Source organism: Christiangramia sediminis (assembly GCF_020552705.1).
Lineage (GTDB): Bacteria > Bacteroidota > Bacteroidia > Flavobacteriales > Flavobacteriaceae > Christiangramia > Christiangramia sediminis.
Map to the genome: position 1 here is coordinate 716,460 of NZ_JAJBZG010000001.1, position 17,969 is coordinate 734,428.

15 protein-coding genes are annotated in these 17,969 nt (G+C 38.3%); all 15 read right to left on the minus strand.

The window, feature by feature from the left end; translation table 11 throughout:
• Position 1 precedes the first annotated feature (1 nt).
• Positions 2-130 carry a hypothetical protein gene (locus LGQ90_RS15035; protein ID WP_262904325.1) on the minus strand — a complete coding sequence of 43 codons (129 nt, stop codon included), beginning with the start codon at positions 128-130 and terminating at the stop codon, positions 2-4.
• 104 nt (positions 131-234) lie between these two features.
• A complete protein-coding gene (locus tag LGQ90_RS03430) occupies positions 235-1,179 on the minus strand; it encodes a helix-turn-helix domain-containing protein (protein WP_229338537.1) in 945 nt (314 codons plus the stop codon).
• 35 nt (positions 1,180-1,214) lie between these two features.
• On the minus strand, positions 1,215-1,763 hold the full coding sequence (locus LGQ90_RS03435) for a hypothetical protein (RefSeq protein WP_229338128.1): 549 nt from the start codon (positions 1,761-1,763) through the stop codon (positions 1,215-1,217).
• A 181-nt stretch (positions 1,764-1,944) separates the two neighbouring features.
• Positions 1,945-3,015, minus strand: a complete 1,071-nt coding sequence (locus LGQ90_RS03440; protein ID WP_229338130.1) for an HlyD family secretion protein — start codon at positions 3,013-3,015, stop codon at positions 1,945-1,947.
• Between the two features lie 230 nt (positions 3,016-3,245).
• Positions 3,246-5,423: a peptidase domain-containing ABC transporter gene (locus tag LGQ90_RS03445; protein ID WP_229338132.1), complete on the minus strand. Its 2,178-nt coding sequence runs from the start codon at positions 5,421-5,423 to the stop codon at positions 3,246-3,248.
• An 859-nt stretch (positions 5,424-6,282) separates the two neighbouring features.
• Entirely contained in the window at positions 6,283-9,363 is a 3,081-nt protein-coding gene (locus LGQ90_RS03450) for an efflux RND transporter permease subunit (RefSeq protein WP_229338134.1), read from the minus strand.
• Positions 9,364-9,381: 18 nt separating this feature from the next.
• Positions 9,382-10,878: an efflux RND transporter periplasmic adaptor subunit gene (locus LGQ90_RS03455; protein ID WP_229338136.1), complete on the minus strand. Its 1,497-nt coding sequence runs from the start codon at positions 10,876-10,878 to the stop codon at positions 9,382-9,384.
• Positions 10,879-10,893: 15 nt separating this feature from the next.
• Entirely contained in the window at positions 10,894-11,175 is a 282-nt protein-coding gene (locus tag LGQ90_RS03460; protein ID WP_229338138.1) for a hypothetical protein, read from the minus strand.
• A gap of 15 nt (positions 11,176-11,190) precedes the next feature.
• Positions 11,191-12,375, minus strand: coding sequence for a TolC family protein (locus LGQ90_RS03465; protein ID WP_229338140.1), 1,185 nt, complete (start codon positions 12,373-12,375; stop codon positions 11,191-11,193).
• Positions 12,376-12,446: 71 nt separating this feature from the next.
• Positions 12,447-12,827: a hypothetical protein gene (locus LGQ90_RS03470; protein WP_229338142.1), complete on the minus strand. Its 381-nt coding sequence runs from the start codon at positions 12,825-12,827 to the stop codon at positions 12,447-12,449.
• Between the two features lie 162 nt (positions 12,828-12,989).
• Positions 12,990-13,355 (minus strand): DsrE family protein, encoded by a 366-nt coding sequence (locus tag LGQ90_RS03475; RefSeq protein ID WP_093406124.1) that lies wholly within the window; start codon positions 13,353-13,355, stop codon positions 12,990-12,992.
• A gap of 64 nt (positions 13,356-13,419) precedes the next feature.
• Entirely contained in the window at positions 13,420-13,593 is a 174-nt protein-coding gene (locus tag LGQ90_RS03480) for a hypothetical protein (protein ID WP_219549002.1), read from the minus strand.
• Positions 13,594-13,915: 322 nt separating this feature from the next.
• Entirely contained in the window at positions 13,916-14,548 is a 633-nt protein-coding gene (locus tag LGQ90_RS03485; RefSeq protein ID WP_229338144.1) for a cation diffusion facilitator family transporter, read from the minus strand.
• 84 nt (positions 14,549-14,632) lie between these two features.
• Positions 14,633-15,424, minus strand: coding sequence for a cation efflux transmembrane domain-containing protein (locus tag LGQ90_RS03490; RefSeq protein ID WP_229338146.1), 792 nt, complete (start codon positions 15,422-15,424; stop codon positions 14,633-14,635).
• Positions 15,421-17,967: a heavy metal translocating P-type ATPase gene (locus tag LGQ90_RS03495; protein WP_229338148.1), complete on the minus strand. Its 2,547-nt coding sequence runs from the start codon at positions 17,965-17,967 to the stop codon at positions 15,421-15,423. Before LGQ90_RS03495 ends, LGQ90_RS03490 begins: the two co-directional genes overlap by 4 nt.
• Positions 17,968-17,969: the final 2 nt, after the last annotated feature.

The window sequence follows — 17,969 nt, forward strand, 5'->3', positions numbered from 1 at the left end:
TTTAATCTCGTTTACCAACCTTAGGAACTTTGATCTTATCTCTGTCAATTGGGCCCGCTACTCCACCTCCTTTAATTTGTTTTAAATTTTTAAGAGCTCTTCCTTTAAAATCTTTTAGTTCTTTCTTCATGATTATAATATTAAAATGGTTTATAATAAATTTCAGTACTAAATAATCACATTTGGGTACAAACTGCAAAAAGCTTAGCCGTCCATTTATAAATGACGTGTTGTTTAGCGCGATTTAAGTTCATTTAAAAACTTAGATGGATATACCCCTGTTTTCTTATAAAAGGCTTTCGAAAATGATTCCCCTGTTTTGAAACCAAAAACTTCCGCTAAACCTTGATAATTATATTTTAATAAATCAGGATTTTTACTCAACTGATTTATTGCCGCTTTGATTTTTAAATCCTTGATATAAGTAGGAAAGCTTATCTTCTTATAATGATTAATTACAGTGGATAAATAGGTAGTGTTGGTTCCTATTTGTTGTGCCAGTCCATACATATCTAAATCTTTGCTCATAAAGCCCTCTGATGTTTCAAATACAGCAAGTTTTTCTAAAATATCCTTTCTGATTTCCTCTGGAACAGAAGAGGGGTGCTCAGTAATGGTCTTAGTTTTTTCCTCCCCCATTTCCGATCCTTGCATAAGTAGTTTTAATCTGGTATTCATTTTTCTGGATCGCATATAGAAATATAATCCCATAAGCATGGCAAGACCGGCTAGAATTGCAATCAATGCCACGTATATATTTTTTGCTTGAAGCTGATTTTCAGCTTTAAGTTTTTGCCTTTTTAAATCCGGGATATCATATGCTACTACAGCTTGATTTGCTATGTTTTCATGCTCCGAGGACAAAACACTATCATAATAAATTAGTTTTTCTATATAATCTATCTGCTCCTTCTCATCATCTTCTAATATTGAACTAATTATTAATTGCTGATAAACATCCTTAACTTCATCAAAAGGATCCTCTGTTGAGGAAACGATGGAATCAATGGTTTTAAAATACGTAGTGGCAGCCTTTTCATTTCCGAAATGTTTTTCAATTTTGCCCAAATAATAAAGCTTGATCGCCTTACTGGTACCCTCAAAATCATTAATATATTTTAGTAATGTATCCTTAGCCTTTTTGAAATCCCTTTTATAAAAGTTTATCTGGGCATCCACCAAAACAAAATCCTTAAAATCTTCTTTTTTGTGCTCTAATCTCGCAACTCAATCCCCTTCTGAACATAATATTTTGAGGTATCCAATTGAGACAATCTCAAGTAGGTAAGTGATAGATTATAAAACAGTGTGGCATAATCATCATAAAAACCTTCAGTTGAACTTGATTTCTGTTTTAAAAGATTAAGGGATCGATTATATAAATCGGCGGCGGCGTAATGCTGACCATTAATATTCCTTATGGCAGCAATGGCCAAAGAAATTTCACGTTGATCTTCTATATTATTCTTTTCTAAAGCCAGATCATGGGCCTTTAAAAAATTATCTAATGCAAGTTGGAATTTACCCTGATCATAAAATATATTTGCCTTAAGAATATAGCCAAGAGTTGGATAATTCGGATGTACGCTGTTTTCAGTAATCTGGATCATAGAATCTGAATAAACTAAAGCAACGTGCGGTTTTTCATTCAAAATTCTGTAGTAATAAGCCCTTGCTACTTCAATGGGATCATTCTCCTTTTTTGCTTTTTTTAGGTGGACTTTTACAATCTCTTTAAGTTCGTCAATTCTAGAATCTGCCATAGCGACTGATTCAAGTTCATGCAATTCTGAAAAGGTTGAGTTAATCGAGTAATTAGAGGTAGTCTGTTCTGAATTATCCTGGGAAAACAATGCTTGGGAAATACATAAAGTCAAAACCACGAACATCAGCACGCGGCACAGGAAAAACTTTATTTCAGAATACAAAATCATCTTTAACCATTTAAAAATCCCCGTTTGACCATAAATGTCGGAATTGATAAAAAATCCGTTCTATCAGCGTAACTTCCTTTAGTAAAATTTCTGCTGTTCCATTTAATTCCTGATAAAATTCTAATTCTTTTCCATAAGAGGTTTTCAGGTCCTCAACAACTAAGTAAACAACATAGCCAGGATTATTCCCTCCTTTTGGCACTTCCGAAATAGATCCTACCTTCGCTCTTAGCATTCCCCATTCATGATATGGATAATTTTCCAGCTTTAAATTCACTTTTTGTCCCTTCTTCAACTTTCCTGCATTCCGAATGGGTATTATACACTTCCCTATCAGATCCTGTTGAATTTGGGGAACAACACTATATATTAATTCCCCTTTTTCTACATTCTGATATTCTCCCCAAACTTCGAAATAAGATAATCGTCCATCTATTGGGCTTTTCAAAAGGTAGGTATCTTCCCATTTTTGAATAGCATTGATTAAATTCTGTTGAGATAGCAAAAGATCAATCTCCAGATTAAGCTTAGTTCTCAAAGAACTATTTGTTGTGAGCTGTAATTTGGTGTGTATGCCTTTATTCTCCAGAATTAACTGATTATATTGTTGATTTATAAAATGAAATTGACGCTGCTCCATCAGGAAATCCTTTTCTATATTTTCCAGATCAACCTGGGAAATTACTCCCTTACTGTACAATTCCTGAAACCTCTTATAATTGGCTTTCGATACTTCCAGATTTCTATTGGCAAGAAATAACTCCGCTTTTTTACTATCAATGGAATGAAACTGATTTAATAATTCCTGTTTTATTTGTTGATCATAAACAATTTCGTCATTAATGGAAGCGTCAAGTAGCAATTGATGATAATTACTTAAAAAAGCATTATAATATAATTGTAGATCATTGCCCAAAATTAATTGTGAAGGATAAATCTCACTTAAAACTTTAAGGGAATGGGTATTGAAAAGGGTATCTAATTTAGCTTTTAACTGTAATACATTCTCGGTATTTGAATCATTTTCCAGTTCGCCTAAAATATCCCCTTTTAGAACTAGATCACCAGGCTGAAAATTCATGGCTAAGATTTTACCTTCAGTTTTTGCTTTGATATGAACCGGAGGATTTTTCGAGGTGACAATTACCTCTCCTTGAATAACTTCATTAAATGGAAAATTGGAAGCAAATATTAGTAATATTACAAAGAAACCGAATGTCAACTTAGTGCCATTCCGTAACATCCAACTCGGTTCACGTTGAAGATTATTATCATCTTTATTTTTGTTGAAGTTTTTGATAATCGCTGATTTTAAAGTTGATTTCTTATTAATTTGTAGTAAACACCTTTCCTAGAAAGCAACTCTAGATGATTTCCCTTTTCCACTATATTTCCTTTATCCATCACCAATATTTGATCAGCATTTTTCACCGTGGAAAGCCTATGGGCTACAATAATTACTGTTTTGTTCAAATAAAAATGGCTTAAGTTTTCCGTAATCACTTTTTCATTTTCAGCATCTAAAGAACTTGTAGCCTCATCGAAAAATAAATATTTAGGATTTTTGTATATCGCCCTTGCAATTAGAAGCCTTTGTTTCTCACCTCCGCTTAAAAGCTGTCCCTGTTCACCAATCCTGGTCTGATATCCAAGTGGGAGTGAATTAATTAAGCTGGTCAAATTGGTCTTTTCAACCGATTCTATTAACCGATTTTGGTTTAAAGGTTCATCAGATTTTGATTCTGTGATATTTCGTTCTATCGTATCATTGAACAAAATTCCATCCTGTAAAACTACCCCACACATCCTTCTCCAATTGTCAACTTCAATATGCTCGAAATTTTCATTTCCAATACTTATCCTGCCGTCACTAGGCTTATATAATTTCAATAATATTTTCAGTAAACTTGTCTTACCAGACCCACTAGGTCCGACAATGGCAGTAACTTTCCCGTATGCAAACACTGTAGAAACATTCTTAAGAACAGCGTTTGATCCCTGTTCCCCATAATTGAATGATATATTTTCGAGTTTTATATCGCCTCCCAATTCGACCACATTGCTATCATCCTGATAAACTTCAGATTTTTGATTATGAATTTCAGCCAATCTCTTTAAAGAAAGTTTTGCTTTCTGGTAGCCCACTAAAAAATCTATGGTATTAGAAACTGGAATATAGAGGCTGCCTACGATGAATTGAATGGCCAACATGGTCCCCAATGATATTTCACCTGATATGACTGCTTTTGCGGACCAAAAAACAATCAAGATGCCTGTAACTTCATTAATAAATTTCCCACCCTTAATTTGACTATGATCAACTTTTAAGATGGTTGATTGCAGTCCAAAGAGCCTAGACTGATTCATCTTCCACTCCGATTTTCTTCTTTCTTCTGAATTGTTAAGTTTGATTTCCTTCACCGCCATAATAATTTGAAGAAAATGGGATTGCTCTTTTCTATTTAAATCAAATTGCTGGTGATCCAGAATTTCCTTTCTTTTCATAAATAAAAGGGACCAACCCAAAAACAAAGCTGTTCCAGTCAGGAAAATCAGAAGAATCGTACTATTAAAAATTCCTAAAACAAAAGCAAAAACTATTATACTAAGCAAGTCAAAAAATATAGTTAGGGATTGACCGCTCAGGAATTCCTCCACTCTCTGATGATCGTAAATCCTCTGCATAAAATCGCCAGTGGTTTTTGAATCAAAAAAAGTAATTGGAAGCTTCAGGAGTTTATCCAAAAAATCTGATACCATCGCTATGGTTACTTTTGTGCTTATGTGTAATAAGAGCCAATCCCGAATGACCTCAGTAACGGAACGGGTTAGAAATAAAAATAGTTGTGCTATAACGATCAGGTATATAAAATCAAGATTTTCATAATTGATTCCGTAATCCACAATACTTTGGGTTAGAAAAGGAAGAATCAACTGAATTAACATCGCAGTAAATAATCCCAAAGTAATCTGTCCTATAAATTTTTTATATGGACTAAGATATTCGAATAAGAATCCTATTCCTTCCGGTTTAGTTTCTTCATTTTCGTTATTCAGAAAATTCTCCTTAGGTTGGACAAGCAGTAAAACACCCTCATTTTCGATTGCACCAGACCATCGAACCTGAAATTCATTATGAGAATATTTTATTCTCCCTATGGCTGGATCGGAAACAAAGACATTCTTATTATCTGTTTTATATACCACCAGAAAATGATTATGCTCCCAATGGGCTATAGCTGGAAGTGGGATGTCATCGATCAGTTCCTGAAAGTTTGCTTTGATACCCACTGAATCTAAACCAATTTTTTCTAATGCCCTGGAGAGACCCTCGAAGGACACACCTCCTTTTTGTTGGGATGAAATTTCACGTAAAAAATTTAAATTGAAATTTTTGCCATAATATTCCGTAATAATTTTTAGGCAGGTCGGCCCGCAATCCATTTGATCAAGCTGATGGTAAACCGGAAAATTAACTGTTCCAAACATGATACCCAATTAATAATCATAGCACTAAATTAATCTAGAATAAAAATGAAAGAAAGCGAAATAGCAGTCTATTTATAAATAACGGCGTATTCGTCGAAACTCTACAAATCTATGATTTGGGTGATTATAGATTTTATCAGGGACATAAAAGAAAATTTTACGTAGCGGTTTAAAAAGCTTTGTAAGAAATTGAATTTTATAAATTTATATAAAAAATGGACACGTTGATACTACAAATTTCAAAAAAGCAATTTTGCTATATAGGAAGGTCTTCAAATTCGAATGCTAATAATCCGTTTTCTCAATGCTGCACTTACCGGTGACAATTTTTTTAATTTGAAAACTATTTTTTAAAGCCCCTAAATTATCAGAGACAACATAGTTATAACAATTCATGCATTCAAATGAACTATATGGAAATAAGTAATTTGATTAATGTTTTATCTTGCTGTATTTAAGAACTTTAAATAACATTTATAAGTTGATCATAATACTTCCGAAACCGGAGGTCACGAGTTCAAATATAAGTCTCTCTGTAAGTAAATAAAAGGCTCTCGATTTCTCGAGATCCTTTTATATTTTGTCCTAATACCGGATTATTAAAAAGTTTTTATATCTGGTTTCATTTGATATAAAAAGCTACTAACTAAATGGAATATCAGCTAAGCTGTCCTAACAAATGGGGGTACTTCACTCGACCTCCATCTTTTTATTTTTCCAAACAACCTATATTATAGGATAGTTTCATTTCATTGAATTTTTCGGATCAGAATTACAATATATTTTTTTGATTGGATTTAATTCATGTAATTAAACTACCATCTAAAAGACGGTAGTTTAATTTTCATACATATAAGTTTCACTTTTTATTTATAGCCAAGTTGTAAACGCAAGGTATTACGACGAGGTTCAGAACGGTTGCAGAAAGCAACCCTCCAAGTATCACCACCGCCATTGGACTCTGAATCTCACTTCCTGGCTCACCTCCTTTTAACGCAAGTGGAATAAGTGCCAACCCTGTGGTAAAAGCCGTCATCAGAATTGGATTTAACCTGTCAAGTGCACCAGATTTGATGAGTTCATATCCCCTAAGGCCTTCCTTCCGAAGATCTTCATATCTCGATACCAGTAAAATTCCGTTTCGTGTCGCGATCCCAAATAAACTGATAAAACCAATGGTTGAAGCAATACTTACAATTCCTGATGTGAAATAAACGATCAGAATTCCTCCGATAAGGGCGAGGGGCAAATTGATAAGCACGACAAAAGCCAGTTTCACATTATTAAATTCAAAATACAGTAAAAGAAAGATCACAAAAATTGCAATAATAGCAGTGATTAACAGCATTTGTGAAGCTCTGGATTCACTTTCAAATTGTCCGCCATATTGTACCCTGTAACCTTCGGGAATAGTCACTGAAGAACTAACGGTTTCGCGAATTTCCTCCACTGCACTTCTCAAATCCCGACCCTGCACGTTGGCAGCAACCACGATCTTCCTTTGCACATCTTCCCGACTGATGGTATTAGGGCTGCTTACCGACGAAACGCTCGCGAGCTGTTCCAGTGGTACCTGTGAACCATTTGGCAATCCAATCAAAGCGGTTTTGATTTTCTCAATGCTGTTTCTAACATCCTCCTTATAACGCACCACCAGGTCAAAATACTTCTGACCTTCATAAATTTCACCTACCTCATGACCGGCAAAGGCGATATCTATCTGCTCCATTAACTGTCCTACGGTCATTCCATAAGCTGAAAGAATCTGGCGTTTTGGCGTAATCTTAATCTGAGGCACTTCGATCTGCTGATCAACAGCTACATCGGCAAGCCCCTCGATAGGAGTAATATTCTCCTCTACACTTTTACCAATTTCATATAGCTGTTGTAAATCGGGTCCAAAGATCTTAATCGCGATATTGGCTCTCGTACCTGAAAGCATATGATCGATACGGTGGGCAATTGGCTGCCCCAGCGTAATATTAACACCCGGAACGATACTTAATTTCTCCCTTACATCTTCAAAAAATTCTTCCTTCGATTTATCTTCCAGGGTGAATGGTACATCGATCTCGGCGGCATTTACTCCCTGGGCATGCTCGTCCAGTTCAGCCCTACCGGTCCTTCTGGTAACCACATCCACTTCAGGCATTTCAAGCAATATTTGCTCTACCTGGTTTCCAGTCTTATTACTTTCTTCCAAAGACATAGATGGAGGTCCCACAACACTTATCACGAGTGATCCCTCATTAAATTCAGGAAGGAAACTTCTTCCTAATTGCGTAAATAACGCAATACTCAGTAAAAAAGCAACCACTGTTACCGCGATCACTGTCTTTGGGATCTGTAAGGCTCGATTTAGAATATCGGCGTAAGCCTTCTGTAACCATCTTTCCACTTTTGTTCCTTCGGACTGCTTTTTCAGCATTTTCTCCTTTTTCAGAAGATAACTACACAGCACCGGAGTAACCGTTACCGCTACAATCAGCGACGTCAATACAGAAGTAATAAAAGCAATTCCCAGTGGTTTGAGCAATCGACCTTCCATTCCACCAAGGAAAAACAGCGGCACAAAAGAGACGATAATTATAAGGGTTGCTATGATGATGGAACTTCTAATTTCAACCGATGCATCCCTTACCACGGTGATCACCGACTGCCTTTCAGCTTTTGGTTTTCGAATATTTTCGCGCAGGCGTTTATAAACATTCTCCACATCAATGATAGCATCATCTACCAGTGCTCCAATTGCAATTGCCATCCCTCCCAAACTCATGGTATTGATGGTATAGCCCAGCATTTTTAATACGATAATCGATACGAGTAACGAAATTGGGATCGCTAATAGCGAAATTAGGGTAGTACGCCAATTCATCAGGAAAATGAATAACACAATGACCACAAAAAAAGCTCCTTCAAGCAAGGTCATATTCAGGTTACTGATGGAAGCATCAATAAAATCTGCCTGTCGGAAGATCTGACTTTTGATCTCGACGCTTTCCGGCAGACTGGTTTCCAGTTCGGCAATGGCTTCATCCAGTCTTTCCGTAAGCTCGAGGGTATTTACATCGGGCTGCTTGGAAATTGTTAGGATAACCGCCGGTTCCGCATTCAGCGAACCATCACCTATCTTATCAGCAGCTCCTATTTTCACTTCTGCCACATCCTTGATCTTGATACTCTGGCCGTTCACCTGTTTTACCACAGCTTCTTCCAGATCATCTATCGCATAAGCCCTACCACTTCCTTTGATGATGTATTGATTTCCGTATTGATTAAGAAAACCACCGGGAGCATTCGTATTCGCCTCTTTAACCTTCTCGGTTAATTCGTCGAGACTTACATCGTAATATTTCATTTTTCCGGGATCGGCAAAAACCTGGTATTGTTTATAGTCTCCTCCAATCACCACCACGTTTGCAATCCCTCCGATGGCTTTAATCCGTGGACGGATCTGCCAATCAGAAAGGGTTCTTAATTCCATTGGGCTAAGACTGTCTGAAGTAACCCCCAATAGCATGACTTCTCCCATAATCGAGGAGATGGGTGCCATGGTAGGAGCTCCTATTCCTGTTGGTAAGTTTTCACGAACCATTGGAATACGTTCACTTACAATCTGTCTTGCCTTGTAAATATCGGTGCCCCAGTCGAATTCAACCCAAACGATGGAAATCCCTGCGGCTGAGGAAGAACGAATCCTTCTTACATTCGGCGAACCGTTCATCGCGGTTTCGAGCTGATAGGTCACTAGTTTCTCTACCTCTTCACTTTCCATTCCGTGTGCTTCCGTTAGTATGGTCACGGTAGGCGCGGTAAGGTCTGGGAATACATCCACGTTCATATTACGTGCGAGGTAAAACCCGGTGACGCTCAGTACCACAGCCGCCAGAAGAACCAGAAGCCGGTTTTGAAGCGAAATCGATAATATTTTATTTAACATCTAATTTCTATTTCTTTATTAATGATCATGACCGTGTGCGGGTGTTTGTCCGGACATTGAAGCCATCTTAACCTGATAATTTCCGGTGGTCACGACAACGTCTCCGGCATCAAGTCCGCTAAGGACCTGCGCATTCTTTCCGTTTCGTTTCCCGATCTTTACAGGTCTCCTCTCGAAACTTTCACCACCGGTTTGTACGATCACAGAATAATTCCCGTAATCTTCCAGCAGTGCAGCTTCAGGTACTACAATTCCGGTTTCAGCTTCTCCAAGTGCAATTTGAACTTCAGTAAAACTGCCTTTGGGCATTTCAACTACATCGTTCACTTTGATATACACCGGGATCATTGGTTTGCGATCCTCCACTTCCTTACCTACGGAAACTATAGATCTATCTTCCACTTCACTCCAGTTCCCTTTATCATTTCTGTACCAGACACCCGAAATAGCTTCCTTACTTGGATTGTGGGATGCATTTAACTGTGTTTTCAACAGGCGTGATCTGTCAGTTCCAATAGAGACGAGATTAGCTCCTTGTTCCACATAAGCCCCGTTCGAGGTGCTGATGGATTTAATGAATCCGGCAAAAGGTGCACGGATTTGCTTTCCTCCAGCTCCGTAATTGGAGGCAAGTGCGCGGTAATTTGATTCAGCTACCCGAAAATCGCTTTCCACCCTTTCAAATTCCGCTTTGGGCACAATCTTATCCTCATAAAGTTCCTTTTTCCGATCATATTCAGCTTTCGCCTGATTGAACCTTGCTTTGGCCTGGGCTATCTCTGCCTGGATATTATTGGAAGAAAGTCCTTCGCTACTCAAATTCATCAATAGCTGACCTCTTTTAACTTCCATTCCTTCGGTCAAATTTTCTAAAACGAAATTTACCATTCCATTGGCTCCTGCAACAAGGGTCTTATAAGTTCCCGGCGCGGCTTGCCAGACTCCGGAAGTATGAACGATATCATAAACTTCTCCTTTAATCACAGGTGCTGTCTGAAAATCGATCTTCCAGGCCTGTTCCTTTAAAAAACTAATACCTGCGTCTTCTGCTTCCGCTACATTTTCTGAAGCTTCCTCAGCGGAGGCATATACCTGAACGTCTTCTATCACGATCCGGTCTGAATATTCAGTAGTTTTCAGATCAAAAATGAGGTCATAAGTTCCCGGTTGTTTTGGCTGTAAGGCCGGAGAAAAAATCCCAGGTGAAGAAGGCGAGTCTACCTTATGCCGAATTCCGCTATCTCCCTGAATGAGACTTACCGTAACCGAACCATTTCGAACCGGCTGGTGCTTATCCAGAACAGTAAAATGAGCGGCAAATTTGCTGGTTTTGCCTTCCACTAAAGCCGGAAACTCTACGAAAAGCTCCGTCTGGTCTGTCCAGATAGTTTTGCTGATCGCAGGAACTTCTGAGCCTACGTGATTTCCTTCTGCATCGTGCGCATGGCCTTCCTCCTCATTATTTCCGCAGGAAAAAAGGAAAAGCGAGATACATACTATATAAATATATTTCATGTCTAATATTGTTTTTTAATGATCCTTATGCTCCGTCCCGTCATCATGCGAATGATGATCAGACTCTTCATGCATATCAAGTGAGTCTTCACCAACCTTGAATTCTTCCTGTTCCATATGATTTTCGTCCATATGACTACCGTCTTCATTATGTGGATGACCATGCTCTTCTTCCTCATGGGCGTGAGCTTCAGCTCCTTCCTCATGTTCATGTCCATGATCTTCTTTTGCAGTATCTCTACAAGCTGAAAACCCTAATACTAATATTGCCGCGAAAAATAAATTCTTGAAATTCATATTATTTAATTTTAATTATAATTGATGTTTTAAAAGTGTTGCTTTAAGCTGAAGGAGTTCTTTTTCCATCTCAAGCATATTGTTAAAAGCCTGCCGGTAGAACTCCACTTCCCGGTAATAATCCAGAAATGAAAATTCCCCCAGCTCGTAGGCTTTAAATAAAAGTTCTTCAGAATTCAGATCCTGAAAAGTTTCCAGATATTGATCGTATTTTCTCTTTAATAATTGATATTGCTGATAGTCTTCCTGAAAACGGGTGTATAGTTCAGCAGTTTCAGCGCCAGTGTTCGCCTGGTTGTATTCCAAATTTGCCTCTGCCGCTTTTACCTTATTCTTGCTGTTCCAAAGCGGAATTGATAGTCCGCCTAAGAAACCGGAATAATTGCTAGAATTCACTCCCTGGTAATTATACCCAATGCTTAGATCTGGAAGAATCTTATTCTTTTCCAGTTTTACCTGCTGCTGAGCAAGATTCTCTCGAGCTTTTAACTGCTGAATTTCGGCATCTTCGGAAAGTTTTTCTTCCCAAAGCGTCTGCATTTCGGCCAATTCAGGATCTTCGAAAAATTGGACCTCTTCAGCCTCAATTGTATTTCCACCGTTCAATTTCTGAAGTTCCAGCAATGTGTTCCTAATCCTGATGTTGACCTGATCCAGTTCAAACTGCTCCTGTAACCAGGCTACTTTGGCTTTATTCAATTCCAGGATACCAATCTGTTCTGCATCGAATAAACGCTGAATTTGATCATACACCTGTTTGGCCTGCTCCACTCTTTTTTCCTCCAGCTTTTTTCGTTTCTGCAGGGTCTGCAGTTCTAGAAGCTGTTCCTTGGCATTCAGTAATACTTCTTCACGTAGCGTTTCATACTCTAGTTCCTGCAATTCCTTTTGCTTTTCAATACGCTTACTTCGCGCTCCATAAACTGTAGGAAACTCAAATTGCTGAGAAACCTGATATTCTGTATAATCACCAGTTTGATGCTCGCCGAATGGAAGGTAAAATGCTGAAACCTCGGGATCCTGCAAGTTATTCTCTGACTTATTAGCAAGATTCTGACTAGCCATATAAGACTGATATGCCTTAAGTTGCCTGTTATTCTGGCTTATCTGCTGCAAAATACCATTCATACCGGTATCCTGGGCAAATGAGCCCATAGATATTAGTATTCCGCATACAGCGGAAACTATATTTCTGTACATAAATTTTGATTTTAGTTTAATCTATACGATAAGGTCAGCCAGCTATTTTAAATAGTGGCCTGACTAGTTGATCAAACTAAGTCGGGAGGTCCCCGAAGTGAGAGTAAGGATAAATAAGGATTGAAATATTCATTTGGAGGCTGATAATTTTCAAAATTTTCTGAATCCTGATCAGCTAAAATCCAATTCCCTAAATAGTTTTTGTTTGAAGTTTTCTTTTTGGCTTCTGTCTTTTGTGCCCTGACGTCCTCGGTATATTCCTTAATTACCGGAATTTCATTGGAAGCACTCGTATGAGAATGAATAGCCAGCAAATAAGATAAGAATCCGCCCTGCTTATCTTCCTGCTTCTTTTTGTGGTGATGAGCTTCACCGGAATGATGATGTGCAACCTCGTTATTCTCCTCCTGATGTTCATGGTGTGCATGCGGTATGACCTGATGAAAAGACATCAGCATAAATATACCTAGAAGGAATAATGCTTTTATTTGATTTTGTATTTGCACTGATTACAAAAGTAATAATTTATCACAGAGATTTGAGGAAAAATAGTATAAACCATAAGAACCTTAGCTCCTATGGTTTATACTTCAACTAATTAACTTACTGACTATTTAGAGTTCTATACTCAAATAACCTTTCTTCTGAAGTTGGAAATCATGTAAAATACCATTGTCCACAACTTCAAGTTCTTCGGGAATACATTCCTTATTAACTTTGAACTTTTTCAAAGAAAAGCCGCAAACCACTATTTTCACGTGTGCTTTTTCAGCTTTCTCAATAAAACGCTTCATCACTTCTTTATCATTAAGATCTTCCAGGGTTTTTCCACAGATAATCGCTTGGAAATCCCCGAAACTCTTCCCATCTTCTTCCACCAGCGCTTCAGCGGTTAAAATAATTGGCTGAAGTTGGGGGATCTTTTTCGTAAGTACCACATAATTATGTGAGTGATCCTCTTGTTTGGATGTTTGTGTCACTTATCAAAACTTGTTTTAAATTCTACGAAAGTCCATTCCATAATTTCATTTAATTCTAAAGAAGTCATAATTTTCTATTGGCTATTTCAGCCTTAGTTATTCCACGCTCAATAGCTTCTTCTTTTGAACAATTTTTATTCAAATGGAAATCCCTTGCATGTTTCAATGCTACCGCTCTAATATTTTCATCTAGCGAATTGAGCCTCTCCTGGTAATCCTTAAATATATCCTCCTTCATTTTTTAAAATAGTTTTAGAACAAAAAAGACCATAGTTAATATATTTACTCTGCATCACACAAAAAAAATTGCCAGCGGAGAAATCGGCTTATCCAAATTATTGTTTTTATTTCCGTGCAAATTCCTAAATCTACCATGGTTTCAACTTTATGATACGTAAGACGAAGTGTGCACATTGATTTCTTAATTTTGCCATTGTAACTAATAAGAAGATTCCTGGAACCATCTATCTCTGTCTGCAACAAGCAGGCACGAGGCAAGCCGTAGAGGAATTTTATAGATTAAATATTTTACAGATTTTTTCTTTCTGTTTGCACCATTTTTAATTCGTATTATATTCAATGTTTCTGGCTTTATTGAAAGCTTCCCAACCTTCTTTGGCTGCATAGGGAACAATAAGCAGTGCTGCAACCGGGTCTGCCCACCACCAGCCTAGCCAATTGACCAGCAGTAATCCTGCAAGTACTACCACAGTTTGGTACAAACAGATAAAAGTGTCTTTGGCATCGGCCAGCATAGCCGGACTGTCCAATTTATTTCCGTATTTTCTTTTGTAATAGATTAAAATAGGATTAACTACCAATGAAACAAGCAAGATGATTAAACCCAATGTACTCCAACGTGCCGTTTCTTGATTAACTAGCTTTGTGATTGAATCATAGGAAATAAAAAGGCAAACCAGTGTAAAAGATGCTGCAATAACATATAATGTAATTTTCTTACGACGCTTAACCTTTTCCTCTTCTATGTCGTTAAGCTCGCCGTGCAACCGCCAGCCTAAAGTTGCTGCGCTTATTACTTCTATGGTGCTATCCAGTGCCCATCCTATGAGTGCAGAACTATTTGCAGTTATTCCAGCAATAAGTGAAACGACCACTTCTATCGTGTCGTAAATGACATTCCATATTTGAAGTGTTCTTGCTTGTTTAAGATTCTTTTTTCTTGATGATTCCATATTTAATTCGTCTGTATAGTTCCCTCTTTTTTCATTTTTTTCATTAAGTAATAGGCATTTTGATAGATGATTTTTTTTCCGGATTTACCTTGATAATTTCAATATTTTAATCGCCCCACGCATCACAAATGTGAAGACAATAGCGCCAATGATCAAATCTGGCCATTTACTTCCTAAAAAATAAACCAAAACACCCGCCAAAATTACTCCGCCGTTCACGATAATATCATTTGAAGTAAAAATGGCACTGGCTTGCATGTGGACTTCGTTACTTTTAGCCTTGTTGATTAGCCATAATGAGATTAAGTTTCCGGCAAGTGCCAAAGAAGAAATAATAATCATCCACTGGAATAAAGGAGTTTCACTACTCATAAAAAACCTGCGCAAGACTTCTATAAATCCAAGAGTCGCCAGTAACATTTGAAAGTACCCACTAAATTTTGCGACCTCCTTTTTTCTTGAAACTGCACCACCTACTGCAAATAAACTCAGCGCATATACTATCGAATCTGCCAGCATATCAAGAGAATCTGCAATAAGGCCCATCGAAGAAGATATCCAACCCGTAATCATTTCAACGAGAAAAAACCCAAAATTAATACCCAACACCCACCAAAGAATATTTTTTTGTTTGGTTTCGTTTTCCATAACTGGAACTTCCGCCTCTTCTGATCCTATAAATTTATCGCCTAATTTTAATTCTGAAATCGAGGAATGAATAACCTCAATCCCTTCTCGATGATACACTTCAAGTTTTCGATTGGGAATATCAAAGTCTAGATATTTTATCTGTTCATAAGATTCCAGTTTCATCCTAATCATCTGCTCCTCAGAAGGGCAGTCCATTTGACTGACTATAAAAGTGCTTTTGTTCATTTTTTATAGGCTAAAAGTCTTAAAGCGTTGAAAACTACCAGAAGTGTGGAACCTTCATGTATAACTACCGCCACTCCAATGTTAGCGAAACCAAAAATGGTAGCAGGGATAAGCAGAGCTACAATTCCCAGACTTACCCAAAGGTTCTGCTTGATTATAGCTTTTGCCTTTCTACTCAGTCCAATGGCAAAGGGCAGGGTTTCCAATTTATCGGCCATTAGGGCAATATCTGCGGTTTCCAGGGCAACATCGCTACCAGCAGCTCCCATAGCTATTCCTACGGTGCTATTTGCCATGGCAGGGGCATCGTTCACACCATCACCTACCATTGCTACCTTAGATTCTTTTTCTTTTAGTTTTTTTATGGCTTCCACCTTTTCTTCCGGCAGTAAACTACCCCAGGCATCGGTCAATCCTATCTCTTCTGCTACTGCGTCTGCTACCTTCTGGTTATCACCGGTAAGCATGATCATTCGTTTAATTCCTATTTTCTTCAATTCAGAAAGGGTCCTTTTGGCTGCCTCCCGGGGGGTATCCATTAAAGCAAGGATGCCTATATATTCTTCATTCTTACGAAGAAGCATCGTTGTGTTTCCACCACCTTCAAGATCTCGTACTTTAGTAGTTATTTCTTCTGATGGAATAGTATCATTTAGTTCTTCGTATAGATCCAAATTACCAACATAGATCTTATCATTTCCCAATGTTGCTTTAATACCTTTTCCTAACACGGCTTCCAGATTGGAGGCATCCGGGATTTCCTCGCCTTCCATCCGCTCCTTTCCATCGCGAACTACAGCTTTTGCCAGGGGATGATCACTCAAACTTTCCACGGCTACTGCTATTTTGAGAAGTTCATTTTCTGAAATACCCCCAAGTGGTACTACTTGCGTAAGTTTTGGCTTTCCTTCCGTTAGAGTCCCGGTCTTATCAAAGGCGAGGGCGGTCAATTCTCCCAGATCCTCTAGTGGTCGGCCTCCTTTAATTAATACCCCACCTCGAGCCGCCCGGGCCACACCACTCAATACAGCACTTGGGGTCGAGATCGCCAAAGCACAGGGACTTGCAGCTACCAATACAGCCATTGCTCTGTAAAAGCTGGCGCTAAATGGCTCGTCAATTACTAAAAATGCGAATAAAAGAGCTCCGACCAAAATAAGAACGGACGGCACAAAATATTTTTCGAATTTATCGGTCAGCAACTGGGTAGGTGATTTTTGGGTCTGGGCTTCATTAACCAATTTGACCAGCCTTGACAATGTAGAATCCTTGGCTGCTTTGATCACTTTAATTTCCAAAGTATTGTTCCCATTGATAGTTCCGGCAAAAACGCGGTTTTCATCTTTGATATCATCTACCTCTGAGTAATCCTTCTCAACATCTTCTACGGGAATTTTATCTACCGGTACACTCTCCCCGGTTATTGGAGCCTGGTTTACACTACTCTGCCCATCTACAACTACGCCATCTGCGGATATTTTACTATTAGGTTTCACCACAATGATATCCCCAATATTGAGTTTTTCGATACCAACTTCTTCCGTTTTACCATTTTTTTTAACCAAAGCTGTTTTAGGTGCCAATTCTGCCAATGCGGCTATAGATTTTCGTGCTTTGTTCATCGCATAATGCTCCAGGGCATGTCCCAGGCTAAAGAGAAATAATAACAAAGCACCTTCAGCCCATTCCCCTAATATAGCTGCTCCAATAGCAGCGACCAACATTAGAAAATCAATTTCAAAACCACCTTTGGCCACTGTTTCCACAGCTTCTTTCGCGGTATAAAAGCCACCAAAGGAATAGGCTCCAATATAAAGTGCAAGGCTAACCCATTGGGGAACTGAATCTACAAAGGATAATCCAAAACCTATCCCTAGTAAAACACCACAAATAATGGCAAATATAAGTTCTGTATTTTTTCCAAAAATACCTCCGTGGGAGTGTGAATGTTCTTCCCCGGCTCCGTGACTATCACCCTCTTTATGATTCAGTTCATCTTCATCTTCATGTTGGTGTTTCTGACTCATCTTATTTTTTTCATATAATTCATCAGAGGTTTTTTCCGAGGATTTAAAACCATTCTTATGGCCAGAGGAGCTTTTTTTAACTTGTAGGTTTTCCTTTTCAAGCCTTGCATTTATCGCTTCAAAACTAGTCTCACGCTTATCATATTCTAAACGGATCATTCCTCCGGCATTGGCGGAAGCTTCCAAAACGCCTTCGATATTCAGCAGACTCTTTTCTATAGTTCTTGCATGGCGGGTATGTCTAATCCCCTCAACCTCTAAAAGAAGATGACCATATTTTTCTGTAATTTCTGCCCCGGCATTTTCCGCCAAAGATTGAATTCGGTCAATAGAGATAATGTCCGGATCATAATGAAAGCACAGTTGTGGCACCGTATCTTCCTGATCATCTACTATATGTACTTTTTCAAGACCCTCTTTGGCCTCTAATCCAGCAATGAGCCTTTGCACACAAGTATCTTTTTCATTTGGCACCTGAGGTAGCAATACCGGAATTTTTAGTTGTAGCTTTTTCATAT